15 protein-coding genes are annotated in these 20444 nt (G+C 69.8%); 12 read left to right on the plus strand and 3 right to left on the minus strand.

The features are described from left to right. The first annotated feature begins 209 nt into the window (after positions 1-209). The 8 genes from allB to G9Q41_RS06395 all read left to right on the plus strand — a co-directional run bounded on the left by allB (position 210) and on the right by G9Q41_RS06395 (position 10863). The gene (allB, locus tag G9Q41_RS06360) at positions 210-1583 is read left to right on the plus strand and encodes an allantoinase AllB (protein ID WP_165631814.1); all 1374 of its coding nucleotides are present in this window, start codon (positions 210-212) and stop codon (positions 1581-1583) included. Further along, positions 1580-2758: an allantoicase gene (gene alc, locus G9Q41_RS06365; protein ID WP_165631813.1), complete on the plus strand. Its 1179-nt coding sequence runs from the start codon at positions 1580-1582 to the stop codon at positions 2756-2758. The genes allB and alc overlap by 4 nt, the downstream gene beginning before the upstream one ends. 207 nt (positions 2759-2965) lie before the next feature. Beyond that, positions 2966-3958 carry an iron-siderophore ABC transporter substrate-binding protein gene (locus G9Q41_RS06370; protein WP_165631812.1) on the plus strand — a complete coding sequence of 331 codons (993 nt, stop codon included), beginning with the start codon at positions 2966-2968 and terminating at the stop codon, positions 3956-3958. Between the two features lie 176 nt (positions 3959-4134). Beyond that, a complete protein-coding gene (locus G9Q41_RS06375; RefSeq protein ID WP_165631811.1) occupies positions 4135-7962 on the plus strand; it encodes a glycoside hydrolase family 2 TIM barrel-domain containing protein in 3828 nt (1275 codons plus the stop codon). Positions 7963-8141: 179 nt separating this feature from the next. Beyond that, the gene (gene tsaB, locus G9Q41_RS06380; RefSeq protein WP_165631810.1) at positions 8142-8846 is read left to right on the plus strand and encodes a tRNA (adenosine(37)-N6)-threonylcarbamoyltransferase complex dimerization subunit type 1 TsaB; all 705 of its coding nucleotides are present in this window, start codon (positions 8142-8144) and stop codon (positions 8844-8846) included. A gap of 50 nt (positions 8847-8896) precedes the next feature. Beyond that, positions 8897-9382, plus strand: a complete 486-nt coding sequence (gene rimI, locus G9Q41_RS06385) for a ribosomal protein S18-alanine N-acetyltransferase (RefSeq protein ID WP_175455206.1) — start codon at positions 8897-8899, stop codon at positions 9380-9382. Further along, entirely contained in the window at positions 9379-10446 is a 1068-nt protein-coding gene (gene tsaD / locus G9Q41_RS06390; RefSeq protein WP_165631809.1) for a tRNA (adenosine(37)-N6)-threonylcarbamoyltransferase complex transferase subunit TsaD, read from the plus strand. The genes rimI and tsaD overlap by 4 nt, the downstream gene beginning before the upstream one ends. A 192-nt stretch (positions 10447-10638) precedes the next feature. Next, positions 10639-10863 (plus strand): hypothetical protein, encoded by a 225-nt coding sequence (locus G9Q41_RS06395; protein WP_165631808.1) that lies wholly within the window; start codon positions 10639-10641, stop codon positions 10861-10863. Positions 10864-11048: 185 nt separating this feature from the next. Here G9Q41_RS06395 and G9Q41_RS06400 read toward each other — a convergent pair whose 3' ends face one another. Further along, positions 11049-12641, minus strand: coding sequence for an alkaline phosphatase D family protein (locus tag G9Q41_RS06400; RefSeq protein WP_092526185.1), 1593 nt, complete (start codon positions 12639-12641; stop codon positions 11049-11051). 522 nt (positions 12642-13163) lie between these two features. Continuing rightward, positions 13164-14762 (minus strand): alkaline phosphatase D family protein, encoded by a 1599-nt coding sequence (locus G9Q41_RS06405; RefSeq protein ID WP_165631807.1) that lies wholly within the window; start codon positions 14760-14762, stop codon positions 13164-13166. A gap of 406 nt (positions 14763-15168) precedes the next feature. Here G9Q41_RS06405 and groES point away from each other — a divergent pair, with 406 nt between their 5' ends. Beyond that, complete coding sequence (gene groES / locus G9Q41_RS06410; protein ID WP_092526190.1) at positions 15169-15474, plus strand: co-chaperone GroES; 306 nt, start codon at positions 15169-15171, stop codon at positions 15472-15474. Positions 15475-15712: 238 nt separating this feature from the next. Then, entirely contained in the window at positions 15713-17320 is a 1608-nt protein-coding gene (gene groL / locus G9Q41_RS06415) for a chaperonin GroEL (RefSeq protein ID WP_092526193.1), read from the plus strand. Between the two features lie 397 nt (positions 17321-17717). Here groL and G9Q41_RS06420 read toward each other — a convergent pair whose 3' ends face one another. After that, positions 17718-18020, minus strand: coding sequence for a WhiB family transcriptional regulator (locus G9Q41_RS06420; RefSeq protein ID WP_026152734.1), 303 nt, complete (start codon positions 18018-18020; stop codon positions 17718-17720). Positions 18021-18248: 228 nt separating this feature from the next. Here G9Q41_RS06420 and G9Q41_RS06425 point away from each other — a divergent pair, with 228 nt between their 5' ends. Beyond that, positions 18249-19406 (plus strand): MerR family transcriptional regulator, encoded by a 1158-nt coding sequence (locus tag G9Q41_RS06425; protein ID WP_217637979.1) that lies wholly within the window; start codon positions 18249-18251, stop codon positions 19404-19406. A 391-nt stretch (positions 19407-19797) separates the two neighbouring features. Then, a complete protein-coding gene (locus G9Q41_RS06430) occupies positions 19798-20394 on the plus strand; it encodes a response regulator transcription factor (RefSeq protein ID WP_026152733.1) in 597 nt (198 codons plus the stop codon). Positions 20395-20444: the final 50 nt, after the last annotated feature.

Raw genomic sequence — 20444 nt, forward strand, 5'->3', positions numbered from 1 at the left:
TTCGCCGTCTCGGTTCGCGCAGCGGTGCGCGGGGCGGCTCCCGCGGCGGCCGCGAGCTGCTCAGCTGGCCGTTCCGGTGCCGGGGCGGCCGAACGAGCAAACCTGACGGAGCACTGCTGGTTTCGCCGGTCCGCGTGAAATCCGGGGTTGACCGGACACCACGCCCGGGTTCAACATTTTGTTGAAAATCGAGTTGGGAGGTAGCCGCGGTGGTCGAATCCGCCAACCCCTCCGCTCCGGAATTCGATGTCGTGTTCCGCGCGCGGAGGCTGATCGGCCCTAACGGGGAGGGCTCCGGCAGCGTGGGGGTCCGGGACGGTCGCATAGCGGCCGTGGAAGCCCTCGACACCCCCATGCGGGGCGACCGCACGGTCGAGCTCGCCGAGGACGAAGTGCTGCTGCCGGGCATGGTCGACAGCCACGTGCACGTCAACGACCCCGGACGCTCCGAGTGGGAGGGCTTTCCCACCGCGACCCGCGCCGCGGCCGCGGGCGGCATCACCACGATCGTGGACATGCCGCTGAACTGCCTGCCGCCCACGATCGACTCCGGGGCCCTGGAGACCAAGCGCGGCGTCGCGAGCGGCAACGTGCACGTCGACGTCGGGTTCTGGGGCGGAGCCGTGCACGGCAACCTCGACGAGCTGCGCGGGCTGCACGAGAGCGGCGTCTACGGCTTCAAGTGCTTCCTGCTGCACTCGGGAGTGGACGAGTTCTCGCCGCTGGACCCGAGCGAGCTGGAGCAGGCCCTGCGCACGGTGGCCGAGCTGGACGCGCTGATGATCGTGCACGCCGAGGACTCGACAGCGATCGAGCACGCTCCGAGCGCGCACGGCGAGAACTACCGCGACTTCCTGGCCTCGCGCCCGCGCGGGGCGGAGAACACGGCGATCGCGCAGGTGCTGGAGGCGGCGAGGCGCACGGGGGCCAGGGTGCACATCCTGCACCTGTCCTCCTCGGACGCGTTGCCGATGATCGCCTCGGCGCGGGCCGACGGGGTGCGGGTGACGGTGGAGACCTGCCCGCACTACCTGTCCTTCATCGCCGAGGAGGTCCCGGACGGGGCCACCCAGTTCAAGTGCTGCCCGCCGGTGCGGGAGGCGGGCAACCGCGAGCTGCTCTGGCGCGGGCTGGCCGAGGGGACGATCGACTGCGTGGTCAGCGACCACTCGCCGTGCACCCCGGAGCTCAAGCGGCTCGACAGCGGGGACTTCGGCGTCGCCTGGGGCGGCGTCTCCAGCCTGCAGCTGGGGCTCTCGGCGGTCTGGACCCACGCCCGGACGCGCGGCTTCGGGCTGGCCGAGGTCGTCTCGTGGATGTCGGCGGGTCCCGCCCGGGTGGCCGGGCTGCGGAACAAGGGGGCCATCGCCGTCGGAGGGGACGCGGACCTGTGCGTGTTCGCGCCGGACTCCGCCTACGTGGTCGACGCCGACCAGCTGCACCACCGCAACGCGGTCACCGCCTACCACGGTCGCGCGCTGGCCGGTGTGGTGCGCTCCACCTGGTTGCGCGGCACACCGATCGCGGGCCCGGAAGCCGGGGGAACCCCGACGGGCAAGTTGCTCAACCGAGGAGAAGCATGACTCAGCACCAGGACTCCGCCGCGGCCGACGACTCGTACCGCTCGGCACTGCCCGATCTGGCCTCGCGAGCCTTCGGCGGATCGGTGGGACACGCCAACGACGAGCTGTTCGCCGAGCGGGAGAACCTCGTCAAGCCGGAGGAACCCGTCTTCCAGCCCTACAGCTTCGGGCACAAGGGGCAGATCTACGACGGCTGGGAGACCCGCAGGCGCAGGGAGCCCGGATTCGACCACGCGGTCGTCCGGTTGGGGCTGCCCGGGCTGATCCGCAGGATCGTGGTGGACACCTCGTTCTTCAAGGGCAACTACCCGCCGAAGGTCTCGGTGCAGGCGCGGGCAGCCGAGGACCACCCCGATCCGGCCGGGTTCGACGAGGCGGGCTGGGCGGAGATCCTGCCGCCCACGCCGGTCGAGGGGCACACCAGGAACGTCTTCGACGTCGACCCCGAGCACCGCTACACCCACGTGCGGTTGTGCATGCACCCGGACGGCGGCGTGGCGCGACTGCGGGTGCACGGCGAGCCGGTCGCCGATCCGCGGTGGACCTCGGACCGGTTCGACCTGGCCGCGCTGGAGAACGGCGGCACGGTCACCGGGTGCAGCAACATGTTCTTCTCCTCCCCGGCGAACCTGCTGGCCCCGGGTCTCGCCCGGGTGATGGGCGAGGGGTGGGAGACCTCGCGCCGCAGGGACGACGGCAACGACTGGGTCGCGGTGCGGCTCGCCGCGGTCGGAACCGTCGACCGGGCGGAGCTGGACACCAGTCACTTCAAGGGAAACTCTCCGGGGTGGGCCGCGCTGTCCGGGTGCGACGCGCGCGTGTCCGATCCGGACGATCCCGGCTCGTGGACCGAGCTGCTGCCGCGGACCCGGTTGCAGCCGGACACCCGGCACCGGTTCAGGCTTCCGGTGCGCAGCGAGGTGACCCACGTGCGGCTGGACGTCTTCCCCGACGGCGGCATGGCCCGTTTGCGGTTGTACGGGCGGGCCGCCGAGAGCGGGATGCGCGAGCTGGCGGCACGTTGGTTCGACCGGCTGCCTCCGGAGCACGCGCGGGCGGTGCTCACCGCCGAGGGCGGACTCGACGGGACCGCCGTCGAGGAGCTGCTCGCGCGCAGGCCGTTCGCGGCCGGTGAAGGGCTCCCGCGCGAGCTGTGGGAGCTGCTGGAGGTCTGATCCGGGCCTTCAGCAGGGGGCGGTGCCGGTGCGAGTACGGATGTCGACTTCTCGCGGAATCGCTGTGCCGCCGGTGTCCGCCCCCTGCGCCCTTCCCCGCTCGACCGAATAGGTTAGGCTAGCCTTAATTCGGTTCATCGTGGGCCGTCGTCCCCCTGCACGCCCCGTGCACGCGGGAGGCCGCGGTCCAGCAGGGGAGGGGCAAGGATGCACGGACGCGCACGGAGGGTCGGCGCGCTGCTCGGCGCCGCGCTGTTGGGGCTGGTGCTGGTCGGCTGCGGTCCTTCGGGGGCGGGCTCCGACGACGCGGCGGAGGGGGCGGGTCCGTTCCCGCTCACCGTCTCCACCAAGTTCGGCGAGGTGCGCATACCCGAACGACCGGAGCGCGTCGTGGCGCTCGGCTGGTCGGACGCGGCGACCGCGCTGGAACTCGGGGTGCAGCCGGTCGGGGCCAGCGACTGGTTGGACTTCGGGGGCAACGGCGTGGGGCCCTGGTCGTCGGACGAGTACACCGAGTCGCCGGAGCTGGTCGGCACGAACGAGATCAACTACGAGGCAGTTGCCGCTCTCGAACCGGACCTGATCCTGAACACGCGTTCGGCCGGTTCCGCGAAGACGCACAGCACGCTGTCCGGGATCGCTCCCACCGTCGGTCCCCCGAAGGACACCGCCGCGTACGGAACCGGCTGGCGGGAGCAGCTGCGGATGGTGGCCACCGCCGTCGGTGAGGAGCAGCGCGGGGAGCAGTTGCTGGCCGAGACGGAGCAGGCGTTCGAGCGAGCGGTCTCCGAGCACCCGGCGCTGGAGGGCAAGACCGTTGGCGTGGGGGCCCATTACGGGAACGGCTACGGCGCCTACCTCGGCGAGGACTCGCGGGTGCGCTTCATGCGCGAGCTGGGGATGCGCAACAAGCCGGAGATAGCCGAGCTCGGTTCGGGCAGCTTCTACGTGGACATCTCGCAGGAGCGGTTGGACGTGCTCAGCGCCGATCTCACCGTCGTTTTCGCCGTGAACGGGGATTCGAGCCAGTTGCGCGCGGACCCGCTGCTGCAGCGGACCGGGGCCGCTCGGTCCGGCAACCTCGTGGTGATCGACGACCCGCGGCTGGTCAAGGCCTTCTCCAGCGGTTCGGTCCCCGGGATGCGTTACGCGTTGCGCGAGGTCGTGCCGACCTTCGCCGAGCACGTGGCCGCGGGGTAGGGAAGCGGCGGAGCGCCTCTCCGCGAATTTCGCCCGCTTCGGGTGAACTACCCTGTTTGGAGGTTACCGACCAGTAGGTATTGATCGAAGGGGTGCTCCCCTACAAGATCCTGCTGAAAACACAGTTCCAAACAAGAAACAACAAGATCACACTGTGTTTTCGGGCAGGAGGACACATGGACAGGACGCGTCGATTACGTCCTTCCGGTTGGCTGGTCCCCGCCGCGGCAGTGGCGATAATCCTTCCGCTGCTGCCAGCCGCGGCTCAGGCGGAGCAGCCACCGAACGGACCCGTCGACCCGAAGACGGTCGAGTCCTACTTGGAGGACCCGACCATGGTCGGGGAGAACCAGCAGCCGCATCACGCCTATCTGCGGCCGTACGACAACGCGCAGCAGGCACTGCGCAGCGCCAGGGAGGACACCGCTGCTAAGGAGGACCGCCCGACGCAGTGGACGAAGTCCCTGGACGGCGAGTGGCGGTTCCAGTACGCGAAGCACTACCGCGAGCTGGGAGACAACTGGCAGACGGGAAGCTCCACGAACGACTGGGGCAACATCTCGGTGCCCGGCGTGTGGCAGCAACAGGGGCACGGAAACCCCATATACCGCAACGTGCCCTCGGAGGTCTCACCCTACGATCCTCCGAAGGTCCCCGACGACGTCAACCCGACTGGCGCCTACGTGCGCGAGTTCCAGGTACCCGAGAACTGGGACGGCAGACGACAGCTGCTGCGCTTCGAAGGATCCACCAGCGGGACCTTCGTGTGGGTGAACGGGGAGTACATCGGCTACGACCAGGGTGGCTACAGCCCGGCCGAGTACGACGTGACCGAGCACCTCGAGCCGGGCAAGAACACCATCGCCGTGCGGGTGCACCGGTGGGGCTCCGGAAGCTACCTGGAGAACATGGACTTCTGGCACCTGTCCGGGATTTTCCGCAGCGTCAAGATGTACAGCGTGCCGCGCACGCACATGTCCGACGCCACCGTCCACACCGAACTGGATGACTCCTACACCGACGCGAACTTCCGGGTCGGGGTGGAGCTCAGCCGCGTCACCGGCGGCACCAGCGGTGAGCACCGGGTGCGCGCGAGCCTGCACGGTCCCGACGGCCAGCGGGTGGCCCGCTTCGGGAAGAGCACCGGGATCGACGGTGACTCGGCCGAAGTCGAGCTGCAGCGCAAGATCGAGTCGCCGGAGCTGTGGAGCGACGAGAACCCCGCGCTCTACACGGTGGTGCTGGAACTGCTCGGCCCCGACGGGAACGTGCTGCAGACCACCCAGCAGCCGGTCGGTTTCCGCGAGGTCACCACGAAGAACGAGCAGATCCTGCTCAACGGCGAACCCGTCTACATGCGCGGGGTCAACCGCCACGAGCACGACCCCAGGACGGGACGGACGGTCAGCCGCGAGAGCCAGCGGCGGGACGTCGAGCTCATGCGGCGCAACAACATCAACGCCGTCCGGACCTCGCACTACCCGAACGATCCGTACTGGTACCGGCTCGCGGACCGCAACGGCCTGCTGCTGGCCGACGAGGTCGGCATAGAGACCCACTACAGGGAGGACTGCTCGGCAGAACCGGAACGGGACTGCCTGGCGGACCGTCCGGAGTGGCAGGCGGCCTTCGCCGACCGCTTCGCCGCGATGGTGCAGCGCGACAAGAACCACCCCAGCGTGGTCTTCTGGGACACCGGCAACGAGGCCGGTCTGGGTGAGGCCCACTACAAGATGGCCGACTACGCCGATTCCCACGATCCGAGCAGGTTGCTGTACCACCAGGCCAACGGCCACCACGGCGACGCCCCCTTCGCGGACGTGATGGGGCCGCGCTACGCCTCACCCGGGGCGTTGAAGGACTACGCCCGCACCACGGACAAGCCGGTGGTGATGGGCGAGTGGCTGCACGCCATGGGCAACAGCCTCGGCAACTACGAGGACATGTGGAAGACCATCAGGCGAGAACCCGCGCTGCAGGGCGGATTCGTCTGGGACTGGGTCGATCAGGGGCTGTCCAGACCCCTGCGCAAGTTGCCCGACTCCTCCGGCAACGACATCCCGGTGCACGTCAACGGAAATCCCTCCCTGGTGGAGGGAGTGGACGGCAAAGGGCTGAAGCTGTCCGGGCTGGACGACTGGGCCCAGGCCTACCGCGATCCGAAGCTGGACATATCCGGCGACGCGGTGTCGCTGGACATCAACGTCAAACCGCTCTCCTGGGAGGGGTCGAACACCTTCCTCGCCAAGGGGGACAAGCAGTGGGCGCTGCAGATGTCCGATCGCGAGCACGTGGAGTTCTTCGTCTACGGCGAGGGGGACTGGCACACCGCCAAGGTGAAGGTCCCCGAGGACTGGTGGGGCAACTGGCACCGGATCACCGGCACCTACGACGGGAACAAGGTTCGGCTGTTCCTCGACGGTGAGCGGGTGGCCTCCGAGGCCTACGACGGCGGCATCGCCGAGAACACGATGTACACGGTGGCCGTCGGCCGCAACCAGGAGAAGCACAACGACAGCTTCGCCGGTCGCACCGCGCACGCCGTGGTGGACAACGCCCGCGTCTACGACCGGGCGCTGCCGCCGGGGCAGATCGTGGCGGGCAAGGACCCGGCCGAGGACGCCGTGCTGGCGCTGAACTTCGACGAGCAGCGCCGCCAGGGGCGGTACCAGACGTACGGTTCCTCGCAGTTCGTGGTCAACGGTCTGGTCAACGCCGATCGCACGCCTCAGCCCGAGCTGAAGCAGCTGGCCTACAGCCACGCCCCGGTGCGGTTCGAGAAGGTGGAGGGAGCCTCCGACGCGGCCGACGGGAGGTTCGTGGTGCGCAACTTCAACCACACCCTCGACAGCTCGGCCTACGAGCTGAGCTGGAAGCTCACCGAGCACGGCAAGAAGGTGGCCGAGGGGCCCGTCGACGTGACCGTGCCCCCGGGCGAGAGCCGCGAGGTCGACCTCGACCTGCCGGAAGCGGGCGAGAAGCAACGTCATCTCGAACTGCGGGCCCGGCTCGCCGAGTCGTCCCGCAGCATCCCGCAGGGCCACGCGGTCTCCACGGAGCAGTTCGACGCGGGTGGCAGCGTCACGCCGGCCGCGCCGGGAAGCAACGCAGCGGCCTCCGGTACCGAGGAGCTGTCCGTGGAGCGCTCCGCGGACGAGCTCGACGTGCGGGGAGCGGACTTCGCGTACTCCTTCGACCGCTCCACCGGCTCGCTGAGCTCGATGAACGCGGAGGGGCAGCGACGGGTCCTGCAGGGGCCGAAGCTGGACGTCTTCCGCGCTCCGCTCGGCAACGAGTGGAGCAACTGGAGCGGGGTTAACCCCGAGGCGAAGTTCCGCTCGGTCGGTCTCGACCGGCTGGAGACCGAGGTGCGTTCCCTCGAGGTGGACCGGTCCTCGTCCGACGGGGTGCGGGTCGTGGTCAACACGCGGTCCTCGGCCCCGGACGTGGAGGGCAACGGCTTCGACAGCCGCTGGACCTACCGGATCGACGGTTCCGGCGGGGTGAAGCTCGAGCACCGGGTCGAGGCCTACGGGGAGCAGATGCGTTCGCTGCCCTGGCTGCCCAGGGTCGGCATGTCGATGCGCGTTCCGAAGTCCTTCGGGGAGATGACCTGGTACGGGCGCGGTCCCGGCGAGTCGTACCCCGATCGCAAGGACGCGCAGCACATGGGCACCTGGTCGGGCAGCGTGGAGGAGCAGTGGTTCGACTTCCTGCCCCCGCAGGACAACGGTGTGAAGACGGACACCGAATGGGTCGAGCTGTCCGGGAGCAGCGGTGGGATCTCCGTCGAGGGCGACTCCCTGGCGGTCTCCGCCGACCGGCACTCCAACGCCCAGCGCACGGATTTCGCGCACCAGCTGCGCACCGATCCGTTCGTCACCCTGCACGTCTCCGCCGACGTCACCGGGCTCGGTGACACGCCGAACTCGGTGATGGACAAGTACAAGGTGCGGGCCGACCGTCCGCACACCTACTCGGTGACGCTGCGGCCCACCCGGTAATCGAGGTTCTCCGCTCTCCTCGTCGCGGGGACTCCGAGCGGAGGACGTGGTGAGCCGCCGGGTTCGGTGGGGTGGCGCGATCGCCCCACCGAACCCGCCCGCGCCGGTTCGGTGCGGGCGCATCCGGGTTCCGACCCGCGTTACCTCGGTGACCTGGAGTAGGAGTACTCTGGAGCACCGTGCTCGTCATCGCGCTGGATACCTCGACCCCCGCGGTAACCGCGGGGCTGGTCGAGCTCGCGAACTCCTGGCCGCGTTCCCTGGCCGAGCGCGTAACGGTCAATCCGCGCGCCCACGGTGAACTGCTGACCCCCCAACTGCTCGAGGTGCTCGCGGAAGGTGGGCACGGCCTCGCCGATGTGGACGCGATCGTCGTCGGCGCGGGCCCGGGCCCGTTCACCGGATTGCGCGTCGGCATGGTCACCGCCGCGGCGCTGGGCCACGCGGCGGGGAAGAGGGTCCACCCCGTGAGCAGCCTGGACGCCATGGCGGCCCAGGTCGCCGACACCTCCCCGGTCCTGGTGCTGACCGACGCGCGCCGCAAGGAGGTCTACTGGGCCACCTACGGATCCGCCGGGGAGCACGGCGCGCGGCAACGGCTGACCGCGCCCGCAGTGAACAGCCCCTCCGATCTGCCGGGGAAGCTGGACGGGAGCCCGGTGGTCTCCGCAGCGGGGGAGTCGGCCGCCGCGCACGCGGCGGAACTGGGACTCGAAGTGGTCGAACCCGCCCATCCCACGCCGGAGGGGCTGGTGGCCGTCGCGCGGGAGGAGCTCGGGTCCGGGGCCGATCCGCAACCGTTGGTGCCGATGTACCTGCGCAGGCCGGATGCGGCCACGCCGGGCCCGCCCAAGACGGTGACGGTCGAGCGAGGGAAGACGTGACCGAGAATCAGCACACCGGTGGAGCCCGGACCTCGACGGCGCGTGGCGGGATCGACCCCTTCGTGGCGAAGCTCCGCAGGAAGGACGTCGCGCGTTGCGCCGAGCTGGAACGCGGACTCTTCCCCACGGACGATCCCTGGCCCGAGGGTGCCTTCACGGCGGCGCTCGACCGCGGGGACTTCTACATCGGCGCCTACGACTCCGCCGACGCCCTGATCGGCTACGCCGGGCTGGCCTTCGTGGCCAAGGGCCCCAGGGCGGAGGCCGAGGTGCACACGATCGCCGTGACCCCGGAGGTGCAGGGCGGGGGCGTCGGGAAGAAGCTGCTGCGCAGGCTGCTCGACCGTGCCGACGAGGAGCGTGCGCAGGTGTTCCTGGAAGTGCGCACTGACAACGAAGCGGCGATAGCGCTCTACCGGCGGCACGATTTCGAGGTGGTCGGGGTGCGCAAGCGCTACTACCAGCCGTCCGGGGCCGACGCTTACACCATGCGGCGCCCGGCGCAGTCGGCTGAGCAGGAAGGTGGAGCGGTATGAGTGCGAAGGGTGGCCCCGGCCGGATCGTGCTCGGTATCGAGACGTCGTGTGACGAGACCGGGGCTGGGCTGGTCCGGTTGGAGCCGGACGGCTCGATGCGGCTGCTGGCCGATTCGGTGGCCTCCAGCGTCGAGCAGCACGCGCGGTTCGGCGGCGTGGTGCCGGAGATCGCGAGCCGGGCGCACCTGGAGGCGATGGAGCCGACCGTCCGCAGGGCCCTGGACGAGGCGGGGCTGAGCCTGTCCGATGTGGATGCCGTCGCGGTCACGGCCGGTCCGGGGCTCGCCGGTGCGCTGATGGTGGGGGTGTCCGCGGCGAAGGCCTACGCCGCCGCGCTGAACGTCCCGCTCTACGGGGTCAACCACCTGCTCGGCCACGTGGCCGTGGACGTCCTCGAGCACGGCCCGCTGCCTTCCCGCTGCCTGGCCATGCTCGTTTCCGGTGGGCACACCCAGCTGCTTTCGGTGTCCGGGATCGCGGGCGAGGTCACCGAGATCGGTTCGACCATCGACGACGCCGCCGGGGAGGCCTACGACAAGGTCGCGCGCATCCTGGAGCTGCCCTACCCGGGAGGTCCGCCGATCGACCGGATGGCCCGCGAGGGCGATCCGAACGCGATCGCGTTCCCGCGCGGGCTGACCGGCCCGCGGGACGCGAAGTTCGATTTCTCCTTCTCCGGCCTGAAAACGGCCGTGGCCCGCTGGGTGGAGCAGACCCGCGAGGCGGGGATGCAGCTGCCGATCGCCGACATCGCGGCCTCGTTCCAGGAGGCCGTGGCCGACGTGCTCACCAGGAAGGCCGTGCTGGCCGCCGCGGAGCTCGGGCTGGACACCATGGTGCTCTCCGGCGGCGTGGCGGCGAACTCGCGGATCTCCGCGCTGGCGAAGGAGCGCTGTTCGGAGGCCGGGATCACGCTGCGGGTGCCGCGCCCGCGGCTCTGCACGGACAACGGGGCGATGATCGCCGCGGTCGGAGCGCACGTGATGGCCACGGAGCTCGACCCCTCACCGCTCGGCATCTCGGCCGTGCCCGGCCTGCCGGTGGACACCGCGGTGGTGCGCTGACGGGGTCCCCCGGTCGGTTGACGCGGATGCTCGCGTGGTGAAGACTCACGGTTCGTGCGCGGACCCGATCTCGGGCGGCGGTTTCGCGGCGGCGTGGGGGACTCGATCGAGTGCCTGACGGGGACGTCCGAGGCCCCGCCGAGTGAGCACCCGTGACCAGCTGAGCAGAAGACCTCGGTCAGGAGGGACCCCATGAGTCAGCCCCGGCGGCGTTCCACTTTCGCGCGCAGGCTCGCCTTCGTCGGGGCGTGCGCCTGCATGCTCTTCATGATAGTGATAAACCGCGCGAGTGTCGCCGACAGCTTCACCGAGCGATTCCCGTGGACCGGGCACTGGCTGACTTCCGTGGTGTTCGGCGTGGTCGCGTTCGCGCTCGGGGCCTTCTCCGCCAGCCGCGAGGACAACGACGCCGGGTAGTCCGCTCCGGCCGAGCACGCAGCGAGGTCGCTGCCCAGCTGGGGGGGCATCGGCGAGGTCGTCGCGGACGGGCAGGACCTTCGTCCGCAGGGCACCGGCGACCTCGACCCGCCGCGGGTGCTTCCCGGCTCGAGCGGAACCGGAAAGCACCCGCGACCAGCGCGGTCACTGCCGCCGGAGTCGTGTCACTTCCGCCGGTTCAGCCTCGGCTCCCCGTCGTTGACCACGAAGGTGGCCTCGGTCTTGGCGGGAGCCCCGCGCTCGGAGACGTAGTCCAGCGTCCGGTAGTCCACCCGCAGCTCCTCCGAGCTGAACCGGGTGCGGACGTAGCCGCGCAGGTCCTGGTTGAACTTCACGTGCGGGTTGTCGTCGACCACGCCCTGCTGGGGCTCGCCGCTGCCGTCCCCGCCCGAGGTGATCGAGGTGGTGACGAACTCCGTGCCCGCCGGGGGCGAGTCGGGGTGCTCGTGCGAGTCGCGGATCTCGGCGGCCCAGTGCTGGTGCACGTCACCGGTGAACACCACTCCGTTGCGCACGTTGCTGTCCGCCATGGCGTGGGCGATCCGGTCCCGGTTGGCGACGTAGCCGTCCCAGGAGTCCATGTTGTAGCCCTCGCCCGGGCCTGCGGTCAGGTCCAGCTTGGAGAAGAACACCTGCTGGCCGAGCACGTCCCACCGCGCGTCCGTCTTGCGGAAGCCGTCGAGGATCCAGTTCTCCTGGCGCTGCCCGGTGATGGTGCGGTCCGGGTCGAAGCGCTCCGGGCACTCCTTGTTGTAACCGTCCCCGCAGGGCTGGTCGTCGCGGTACTGCCTGGTGTCGAGCATGTGGAAGTTGGCCAGCCCGCCCCAGCGGATCCGCCGGTAGAGCTGCATGTCGATGCCGTCGGGCCGGGCACCGCTGCGCAGGGGCATGTTCTCGTAGTAGGCCTTGAACGCGGCGGCGCGGCGCTTCAGGAAGTTCTCCTGCGGCTCCTCCGGAACCTCGTCGGCCCAGTTGTTCTCGGTCTCGTGGTCGTCCCAGACCACCAGCCAGGGGGCCACCGAGTGGGCCAGCTGCAGGTCGGGGTCGGTCTTGTACTGCGCGTGCCGCTGCCGGTAGTTGGCCAGCGTCTTCGTCTCCGGGCCGGCCACCGTCCGCACGTCGTCGTCCGCGGCGGCGTACTCGTACTGGTAGTCGCCGAGGTGCATGATCAGGCCCGGCTCCTCCTCGGCCATCCTGCGGTAGGCGGTGAAGTAGCCCTGACCGAAGTGGGAGCAGGAGGCGAAGCACAGCGTCAGATCACCCAGGTGGCCCGGGGGCGGGGCCGTGCGGGTCCGCCCGGTGGGCGAGACCTCGTTGCCCACGCGGAAGCGGTAGAAGTACTCGGCACCGGGACGCAGTCCGTCGACCTCGACGTGGACGCTGTGCCCGTGCTCCGGGCTGGCCCAGGCACGTCCGCGCTGCACGGGGCGCGCGAACCTCTCGTCCTCGGCGATCTCCCAGAGCACCGGGTAGGTCCTGTTCGGCATGCCGCCCATGCCGTCGGGGGCCGTCGGGTCCTGGGCGAGACGGGTCCACAGCACGATGCCGGTCGGGAGTGGGTCGCCCGAGGCGACCCCGAGGGCGAACGGTTCCTTCAGTCTGCCCACGCCCGCTCCGGGGCGGCCGTGACTTCCGGCGTGCGCGATTCCCGCCGTCGTGCCCGCGAGCGCGGCACCGCCGACCGCGGCGGCCCCGCCCAGCAGCACCGAGCGACGACCGAGTGGACTGTGCGAACCGGACGTGGTGGATTCGGACATCCCGCTCCTCCAGATAGCAGTTCGAGAACCAACCGGCGGACACCCTCTCGTGCGCCGAGGGGGTGGGCCACCGCGATCCGGTGGTCATCGGGTTAACTCTCGGAGACGGGAAAGTCACCACCTGTTTGGGTGAGGATGAGCAGTGTGGCCACCCGATGGTGTGAGGCAGTGACGGTTTCGCGCGAAACGTCCTCTCCGGAGTGGTTGCGGGGGTGACGGTTTCGCGCGAAACGTTCCGAGTTCCGGGATACCTCGCGGAGCGGCACCGCCGAAGCCTCCCCGAAGCCCCGAAGCGCACCGCCCCGCGAACCGAGCCGAGGAATTCCGGTGCGGCGGCTCAGATTCGTTGATTGGTGGGCCTCCGGGGTGGACCGAACGGACCGGGCGGGCGGGACGGACGGGGACGACGCTTCCAGGGCTGGTTCGTCGGCCTGGTCGGTGCGGGCATACCCGGTAACCTAGGGCACACAGTTGATCACGGTGCACGCACCCGGGGTGGCGATGAGATCTCTCGCATACCGATCACCCGGTTCCGTGTTGTAGGCCGGGAACACCGTCGGCCACGGCGAAGGAGGCCTTCGTGTCGACCGGCGCGCCCGCGCGGGAGACGTACGGCAGCACGCGGAAGTCCGCGCGGAGCTCCTCCGGGGTGATCCTGGTGCGCAGGTAGCCGCGCATTCCACTGTGGAAGCGGATGTGCGGGTTGTCCGGATCTCCGGTGAACTCGTCCTCCTCCGCGTCCCCGCCGGAGGTGACCGATGTGGTGACGAGCTCCGAGCCGACCACCTCCGAGGCCGGGTCGGTGTAGTCGGTCCTGAGGTCGGCCGCGTAGTGCTCGTGGATGTCGCCGGTGAGCACCACGGGGTTGCGCACTCCGGCCTCGATCCATCCCCGGGTTATCCGCCTGCGGGACGCCGTGTAGCCGTCCCAGGTGTCCATGCTGGTCGAGGTAAGCGGACCGTCCAGAGTGTCGTTCCGGGCGAACATCACCTGCTGGGCCAGCAGGTCCCAGCGCGCCCCGGAGCGGCGCAGCCCGTCCAGCAGCCAGTTCTCCTGCCGGTCACCGGTGATGGAGCGCTCCGGGGCGGACTCCGCGCCGCAGGGCCCGACCAGACCGCCGCAGGCCTGGTCGTCGCGGTACTGCCTGGTGTCGAGCACGTGGAAGTTGGCCAGCCCGCCCCACTCGATCCGGCGGTACAGCCGCATGTCCGTGCCCTGAGGTTTGGCTGCGGAGCGCAGCGGCATGTTCTCGTAGTAGGCCCGGAACGAGGCGGCGCGCCGCTCGTCGAACCCGAGCTGGGGGAGCTCGGGGTGCTGTCCGGCCCAGTTGTTGTCGAGCTCGTGGTCGTCCCAGACCACCACCCAGGGGGCGACCGCGTGCGCGAGCTGCAGGTCCGGGTCCGTCCTGTACTGCGCGTACCGCCTGCGGTAGTCGGCCAGGGTCCGCGCCTCGGAGCCGGCGACGTCGCGCGCGATCCCGGACAGCACCGGGTACTGCAGGTGGCCGAGTTCGTAGATGTAGTCGCCGAGGTGCAGCACGAGGTCGGGTTCCTCCTCGGCGATCCTGCGGTAGGCGGTGAAGAAGCCGTGCTCCCACGCGGCGCAGGAGGCCGTGCACACCGTCAGGGAGGAGCTCGGGGCGCCGGGGGCCGGGGCGGTCCGGGTTCGCCCGGTCCGCGTCGTGTGCCGTCCGGCGCGGAAGCGGTAGTAGTACTCCCGGTCCGGCTTGAGTCCGGTCGGTTCGACGTGGACGGAGTGGGCGCGGGCGGGCAGCGCCTGTTCGGTTCCGCTGCGCACGACCCGCCGGAACCCCTCGTCCTCGGCGATCTGCCAGTCCACGTCGATGACCCGGTCAGGCATTCCGCCGCGTCCGTCCTCGGCCAGCGGCTCGTGGGCCAGGCGGGTCCACAGCACGAATCCGTCGGGGGAGGGGTCTCCGGAGGCGATGCCCAGGTTGAAGGGGTTCCCGCGGTCGCGGGTGCCGTCGTGCCCCGCTCCCGGGGCGAGGGCGGCGGCCCTGCCCGTTCCCGAGCCCAGGGCTGCGGCTCCGAGCGCGGTGCTCAGCAGCGTTCTGCGGTCGGGGAGGTGGGACTGCTCCCGGTGGTGTGGCGGCCCGCTCATGCGTCCTCCTCGGAGAGTGCGCGGTTCGGTTCGCGCGGGTGGTCGCGCGGTGGAAGGGTGGAAGGCCGTGGAGCCGACTTCCCGGGGACGACTCGACCGAGCGAGCAGTGATCGCCCGGTCCGCGCGGCCTCCCGGCTCGAGCGTCGGGGATCACGATCCCGAACAAAAGTGAGCTCTGTTCATGTATTGCGTGAGCACGGGGTGAACGTTCCGGGGATGGCCGCGTGTCCAGGCGGGTTGAACACCGCCGGGCGAATTTTCGCGCTTTCGGGAGGGTCGTGTTGAACGTTGGCACTCTCATCGGTAGAGTGCTAGATGAACGGCGCCGGAGCGCCCCGGCACCCGCGACGGCGGGGAGTCACGGAGCCGTCAGACATCCAGCCAACGCTTCGAAGGCCCCAGAAGGTGGAGGTCAAGACCGTGGCGAGCATCAAGCCGCTTGAGGACAAGATCGTTGTCCAGGCAAGTGAGGCCGAGACGACGACGGCGTCCGGCATCGTGATCCCGGACACGGCCAAGGAAAAGCCGCAGGAGGGCAAGGTCCTGGCTGTCGGTCCTGGTCGTGTGGACGACAAAGGCAACCGCATCCCGCTCGACGTCAACGAGGGTGACGTCGTGATCTACTCCAAGTACGGCGGGACCGAGGTCAAGTACAACGGCGAGGAGTACCTGGTGCTCTCCGCCCGCGACGTGCTGGCCGTCGTCAACTGACGACCGGCTCGTCCGACTGACGAGGGTTTCTCGTCCAATCGACGGGGGACGTGAACGTCCTCGTGGGCAAGTGCCGCCCCGGCGGTCCCGAGGTGCGGACCTCCGGGGCGGCTTACCTGCGAGTCACTGCTCGCCGGACGTAGGCAGGCGGTCGGGGAACGACCGCGCGCTCGCGTTCGACTGCGCGCCCGTTCGGCGAACAGACATCCTGGCATTCACGCTGAAGGGCTGTTGAAACATGGCTAAGCAAATCAGCTTCGAGGAGGAGGCGCGCCGCGCGCTCGAGCGCGGTGTCAACCAGCTCGCCGACTCCGTGAAGGTTACTCTGGGGCCGCGTGGTCGTCACGTCGTACTGGACAAGCAGTTCGGCGGGCCGCAGATCACCAACGACGGTGTGACCATCGCTCGTGAGGTCGAGCTCGACGACCCGTACGAGAACCTGGGTGCTCAGCTCGCCAAGAACGTCGCGACCAAGACGAACGACGTCGCCGGCGACGGCACCACCACCGCGACCGTGCTGGCGCAGGCGCTGGTCAGCGGCGGCCTGCGCAACCTGGCCGCGGGCGCGAACCCCGCCTCGCTGGGCAACGGCATCCAGCAGGCCTCCGACGCGGTGATCGAGTCCCTCAAGGAGCAGTCCACTCCGGTCAAGGGCAGGGACAACATCGCCCAGATCGCCACGGTCTCCTCCAGGGACGAGAACATCGGTTCCCTGGTCGGCGAGGCCATGGAGCGGGTCGGCGACGACGGTGTCATCACCGTCGAGGAGGCCTCGACGCTGGCCACCGAGCTGGAGGTCACCGAGGGCGTCCAGTTCGACAAGGGCTACGTCTCCCCCTACTTCGTCACCGACTCCGAGCGGCAGGAAGCCGTGCTGGAGAACGCCCAGGTGCTGCTGCACCAGGACAAGATCTCCAACATGCAGGAGCTGCTCCCGCTGCTGGAGCGCGTGGCCAACGACGGCAAGCCGCTGCTGATCATCGCCGAGGACGTCGAGGGCGAGGCGCTGTCCACGCTGGTGGTCAACGCCGTGCGCAAGACCTTCAAGGTCGTGGCCGTCAAGGCCCCGTACTTCGGTGACCGCCGCAAGGCCTTCCTGCAGGACCTGTCCGCCGTTACCGGTGCCCAGCTCATCTCCCCCGACGTCGGGCTCAAGCTCTCCGAGGTCGGTCCCGAGGTGCTGGGTTCGGTCCGCCGCGTGACCGTCACCAAGGACAGCACCACGATCGTCGACGGTGGCGGCGACAAGGACGACGTCCAGGGTCGCGTCAAGCAGATCCGCAACGAGATCGAGATGAGCGACTCCGACTGGGACCGCGAGAAGCTGCAGGAGCGGCTGGCCAAGCTCGCGGGCGGCGTCGCGGTCCTCAAGGTCGGTGCGGCCACCGAGACCGAGATGAAGGAACGCAAGTCCCGCATCGAGGACGCCGTCTCCGCGGCCAAGGCCGCCGCGGAGGAGGGCAGCATCCCCGGTGGCGGTTCCAGCCTGGTGCACGCCTCCAAGGCGCTGGACAACAACCTCGGGCTCTCGGGCGACGAGGCCACCGGTGTCCAGCTGGTGCGCAGTGCGCTGGAGTCCCCGCTGTTCTGGATCGCCAACAACGCGGGCGAGGAAGGCGCCGTCGTGGTCTCCAAGGTCCGCGACATGCAGTGGGGCCAGGGCTTCAACGCCGCCGACCTCACGTTCGGCGACCTGAACGGCCCCGGCGTGGTGGACCCGCTGAAGGTCACCCGTTCGGCGGTTTCCAACGCCGCGTCCATCGCGCGCATGGTGCTGACCACGGAGAGCGCCGTGGTCGACAAGCCGGAAGAGGAGGAGAACTCCTCCGGCGGCCACAGCCACTGACTTGCTCGGCGGGCTGTGAGAGCCACACATGAGAATCGGGGCGGCACCTCGTGGGTGCCGCCCCGATTTCGTGTCGCGGTTCGGGTGGTCTCCGACGCGCTCCCCCCGTTGACTCCGACACGTCGGAAACCCTGCGCGCCGCGACACGGCTCGCGGTGCCACCGGTTCGAACCGGACGTTTCCCGGTGGCCCGGGGAACTCGCAGCAGCGGCTCGCCCCCGCCCGGGTGACCGCCCGCGCGCTCGGCGCCTCGTGAGGCCGCCGAGCCCACGCACTCCAGAAGCTCACACCGCGTCGGCGGAGCACCCGAGTCGGGCGAGCCCCGTGTTGGAAGTACCGTCAAGCGGTACTGGGCCAACTTCGATCACAGTTGGTAGTGCCGCCCGGCTGCGTCCGATCACGCGGGCATCGGTGCGTCCGTTTTGCGGTTGTTCTTGATGATGACCTCGCGTTCGGACTCGGACAGTCCGCCCCAGATCCCGTAGGGCTCCTGAACCGTCAGTGCGTGTTTTCGGCACTGCTCCAGAACCGGACAGCGATGGCACACTTCCTTCGCCTTCGCCTCACGCCGGGCCCTGGCAGGGCCGCGCTCTCCGTCCGGGTGGAAGAAGTACGCGCTGTCCATCCCCCGGCACAGCCCCTCTATCTGCCAATCCCAGATATCGGCGTTCGGCCCCGGAAGACGTCGTGTGTCCGCCATTGCGACAACCACCTCCAATTCGGTGGGTCCCCTCCCTGCCACGGTGTGTCACCGCGGCCTCGCACGGATCACAGTAAAACCGAGTCAAAGCTTGTTCAACCCTTTTTGCTGGTAAAGATGGTTCACGTTGGAGTGACAATGAGTTGGCCGGGCACGGCTTGCCTCGACGCGTGCGCTACCACGAACATGTCCCGTGATGATGTGGTCGAGGTGACGAGGTGGTCGGCTGTGGACGCCGAATCGTCCGCGTGCGGAACGGGCTCCGCCACAGCGAACGAGCCCGAAGGCAGTGATTTCGCTGGATACGGGGGTGCGTGCTCGGAGGGAACCGAGTCGGAAACCGCTCCGAAGCTCTCAGTCGCGGCCGTGGCTCGCCGGCTGGGAGTGGCCCCCGCGACACTGCGCACCTGGGATCGCCGGTACGGGCTCGGCCCCACGGAGCACTCCTCCGGGAGTCACCGGCGGTACGGACCGGAGGACGTGGCCCGTCTCGAGCTGATGCAGCACGCCCTGCTGCGCGGAGCCTCCCCGGCGGAGGCGGCCCGCTACGCTCACGCGGCCTCCGCGCGGCACGAGGACGGGAAGGCGGCGTCCGGAGGGGAAACCGCTCAACGCGGATCCAGGCGGGAGCCCGTCCAGGAGCACCCGGTGGATAACACCGAGGGCGCCGTGCTGATGTCCGGGGTGCTCGACAGCGACGGGGAAACCGCGGAGGAACCCGTCGACACCGCCAACACCGGTGGACGTGGCCTGCGCCTGGCGGGGGCGACTCCGCTGGCGCGGGGACTGGGGCGGGCCGTGCTCGCACTGGATTCCCCGGGCGCGCAGCGCATCCTGCTGGAAAGCGTCACCGACCAGGGGGTCGGTGCGATGCGCCGGGAAGTGCTGAGCCCGGTGAGCAGGGCGCTGACCGAGCTGCGGGAGCGCACGGGGACCGGTGCCGAGATGCCGAAGCTGCTGGAGGACTCGGCGCTGACGGTGCTGCGCTCGGTGATCGCCAACTCCGGTCCGCCGCACAATCCGCGTCCCGTGCTGCTGGCGACCGCTCCGGGAGAGCAGCAGTCCCTCGACCTGGTCGCGCTGGCGGCCGCACTGGCCCGGGGAGGAGTGGGGCACCGCCTGTTCGCCTCCGCGCTGCCCAGAGAGGGGCTGGAGGCGGCCATCCGGAGGGCGGCCCCGGCCGCCGTGCTCGTCTGGTCCGCGCACTCGGTCTTCGCCGATCCCCAGGTGCTCACCGGGCTGCCCCGTCCCCGGCAGCGCGTGCGGGTGTTCGCCGCTGGACCGGGATGGTCGACCGAGGCCCTGCCGGAGCACGTCGATCACCTGGACTCCTGGGAGGGGGCGCTCACCCAGCTCGAGAGCTTGGCCCCCGCGGACGACTTCTAGGACGTGCGGCGGAGCGCTGCTTCGCGGGGCGGGCGGTCGTCGCTCGAGTCGGCCTCTCGGGGCGCGGGCTCGTTGGGGACGAAAGGAGACCGGGGGGTGATGTAAGTCACACGAAGGTCTGCTCGAGGTGATTCGGGATCTTCGCTCTGTCCTAAAGGGATGATCAATGGGAAGTGGTGCGGAGGAATCTCGCAGGTTATCGGGCGTGTTGAGCTGCCTACCCCGGAACGGGTGAAATTTTTACGGCTCGGTTACTCCGTTCCGGTGAAGCCTGCGCGGTGGGCGTATCGACCGAAAGTGGAGAGAGACTTCGTCGTGCGGGTCAAGCTCCGCCGGTTTGTGTCCGATGGGGGAGGTGGAACGTTCACTCGCCTGTAGGAAGGGAGTTCCCGTGACGACGGTCTTGATTTGCGATGACCGGCGGAGCGTCCGGGAGGGGCTCACTCGCGTGATGTCGGCCGTACCGGGAGTGAGTCGAATCGATTGTGTGGCCCACGGTGACGAGCTGCTTTCCCGGTTCGCCCGGCAGGCGGTCGATGTCGTTCTGGTGGGCACCCAGCGCGCGGTGCCCAACGGAGTGGAGGCCACCCGCAGGCTCGTGTCCGCTCACCCCCAGGCCAACGTGATCGTCTTCGGCGCACCGGACGACGCGGGCAGCATAGCCGCGGCGATCGCCGGTGGGGCCCGTGGATATCTGCGCTGGGACGCCTCCCGCCCCGAACTGGTCGCTGCCCTGGCGCACACCCTGGCGAGCACCTCGGTGCCCGCTCCGCGTCAGCCCTCCGACCCCGGTGTGCAGCTCACCGACCGCGAACTCCAGGTGCTGCGCGGGATGGCGCAGGGCAAGAGCAACGGGCAGATCGGGCGTGAGCTCTATCTCTCCGAGGACACGGTCAAGACGCACGCGCGACGGCTGTTCCGGAAGCTGGGGGTGCGTGACCGGGCTCAAGCCGTCGCGCACGGTTTCCGGCGCGGACTGGTCGCCTGAGCGAGGTCCTCCGTTCGGGACGCGCGGGCGCCCGCGTCCGGGGGCGAATC

This window comes from Actinopolyspora sp. BKK2 (assembly GCF_011291845.1).
In the GTDB taxonomy this organism is placed as follows: Bacteria; Actinomycetota; Actinomycetes; order Mycobacteriales; family Pseudonocardiaceae; genus Actinopolyspora; species Actinopolyspora saharensis.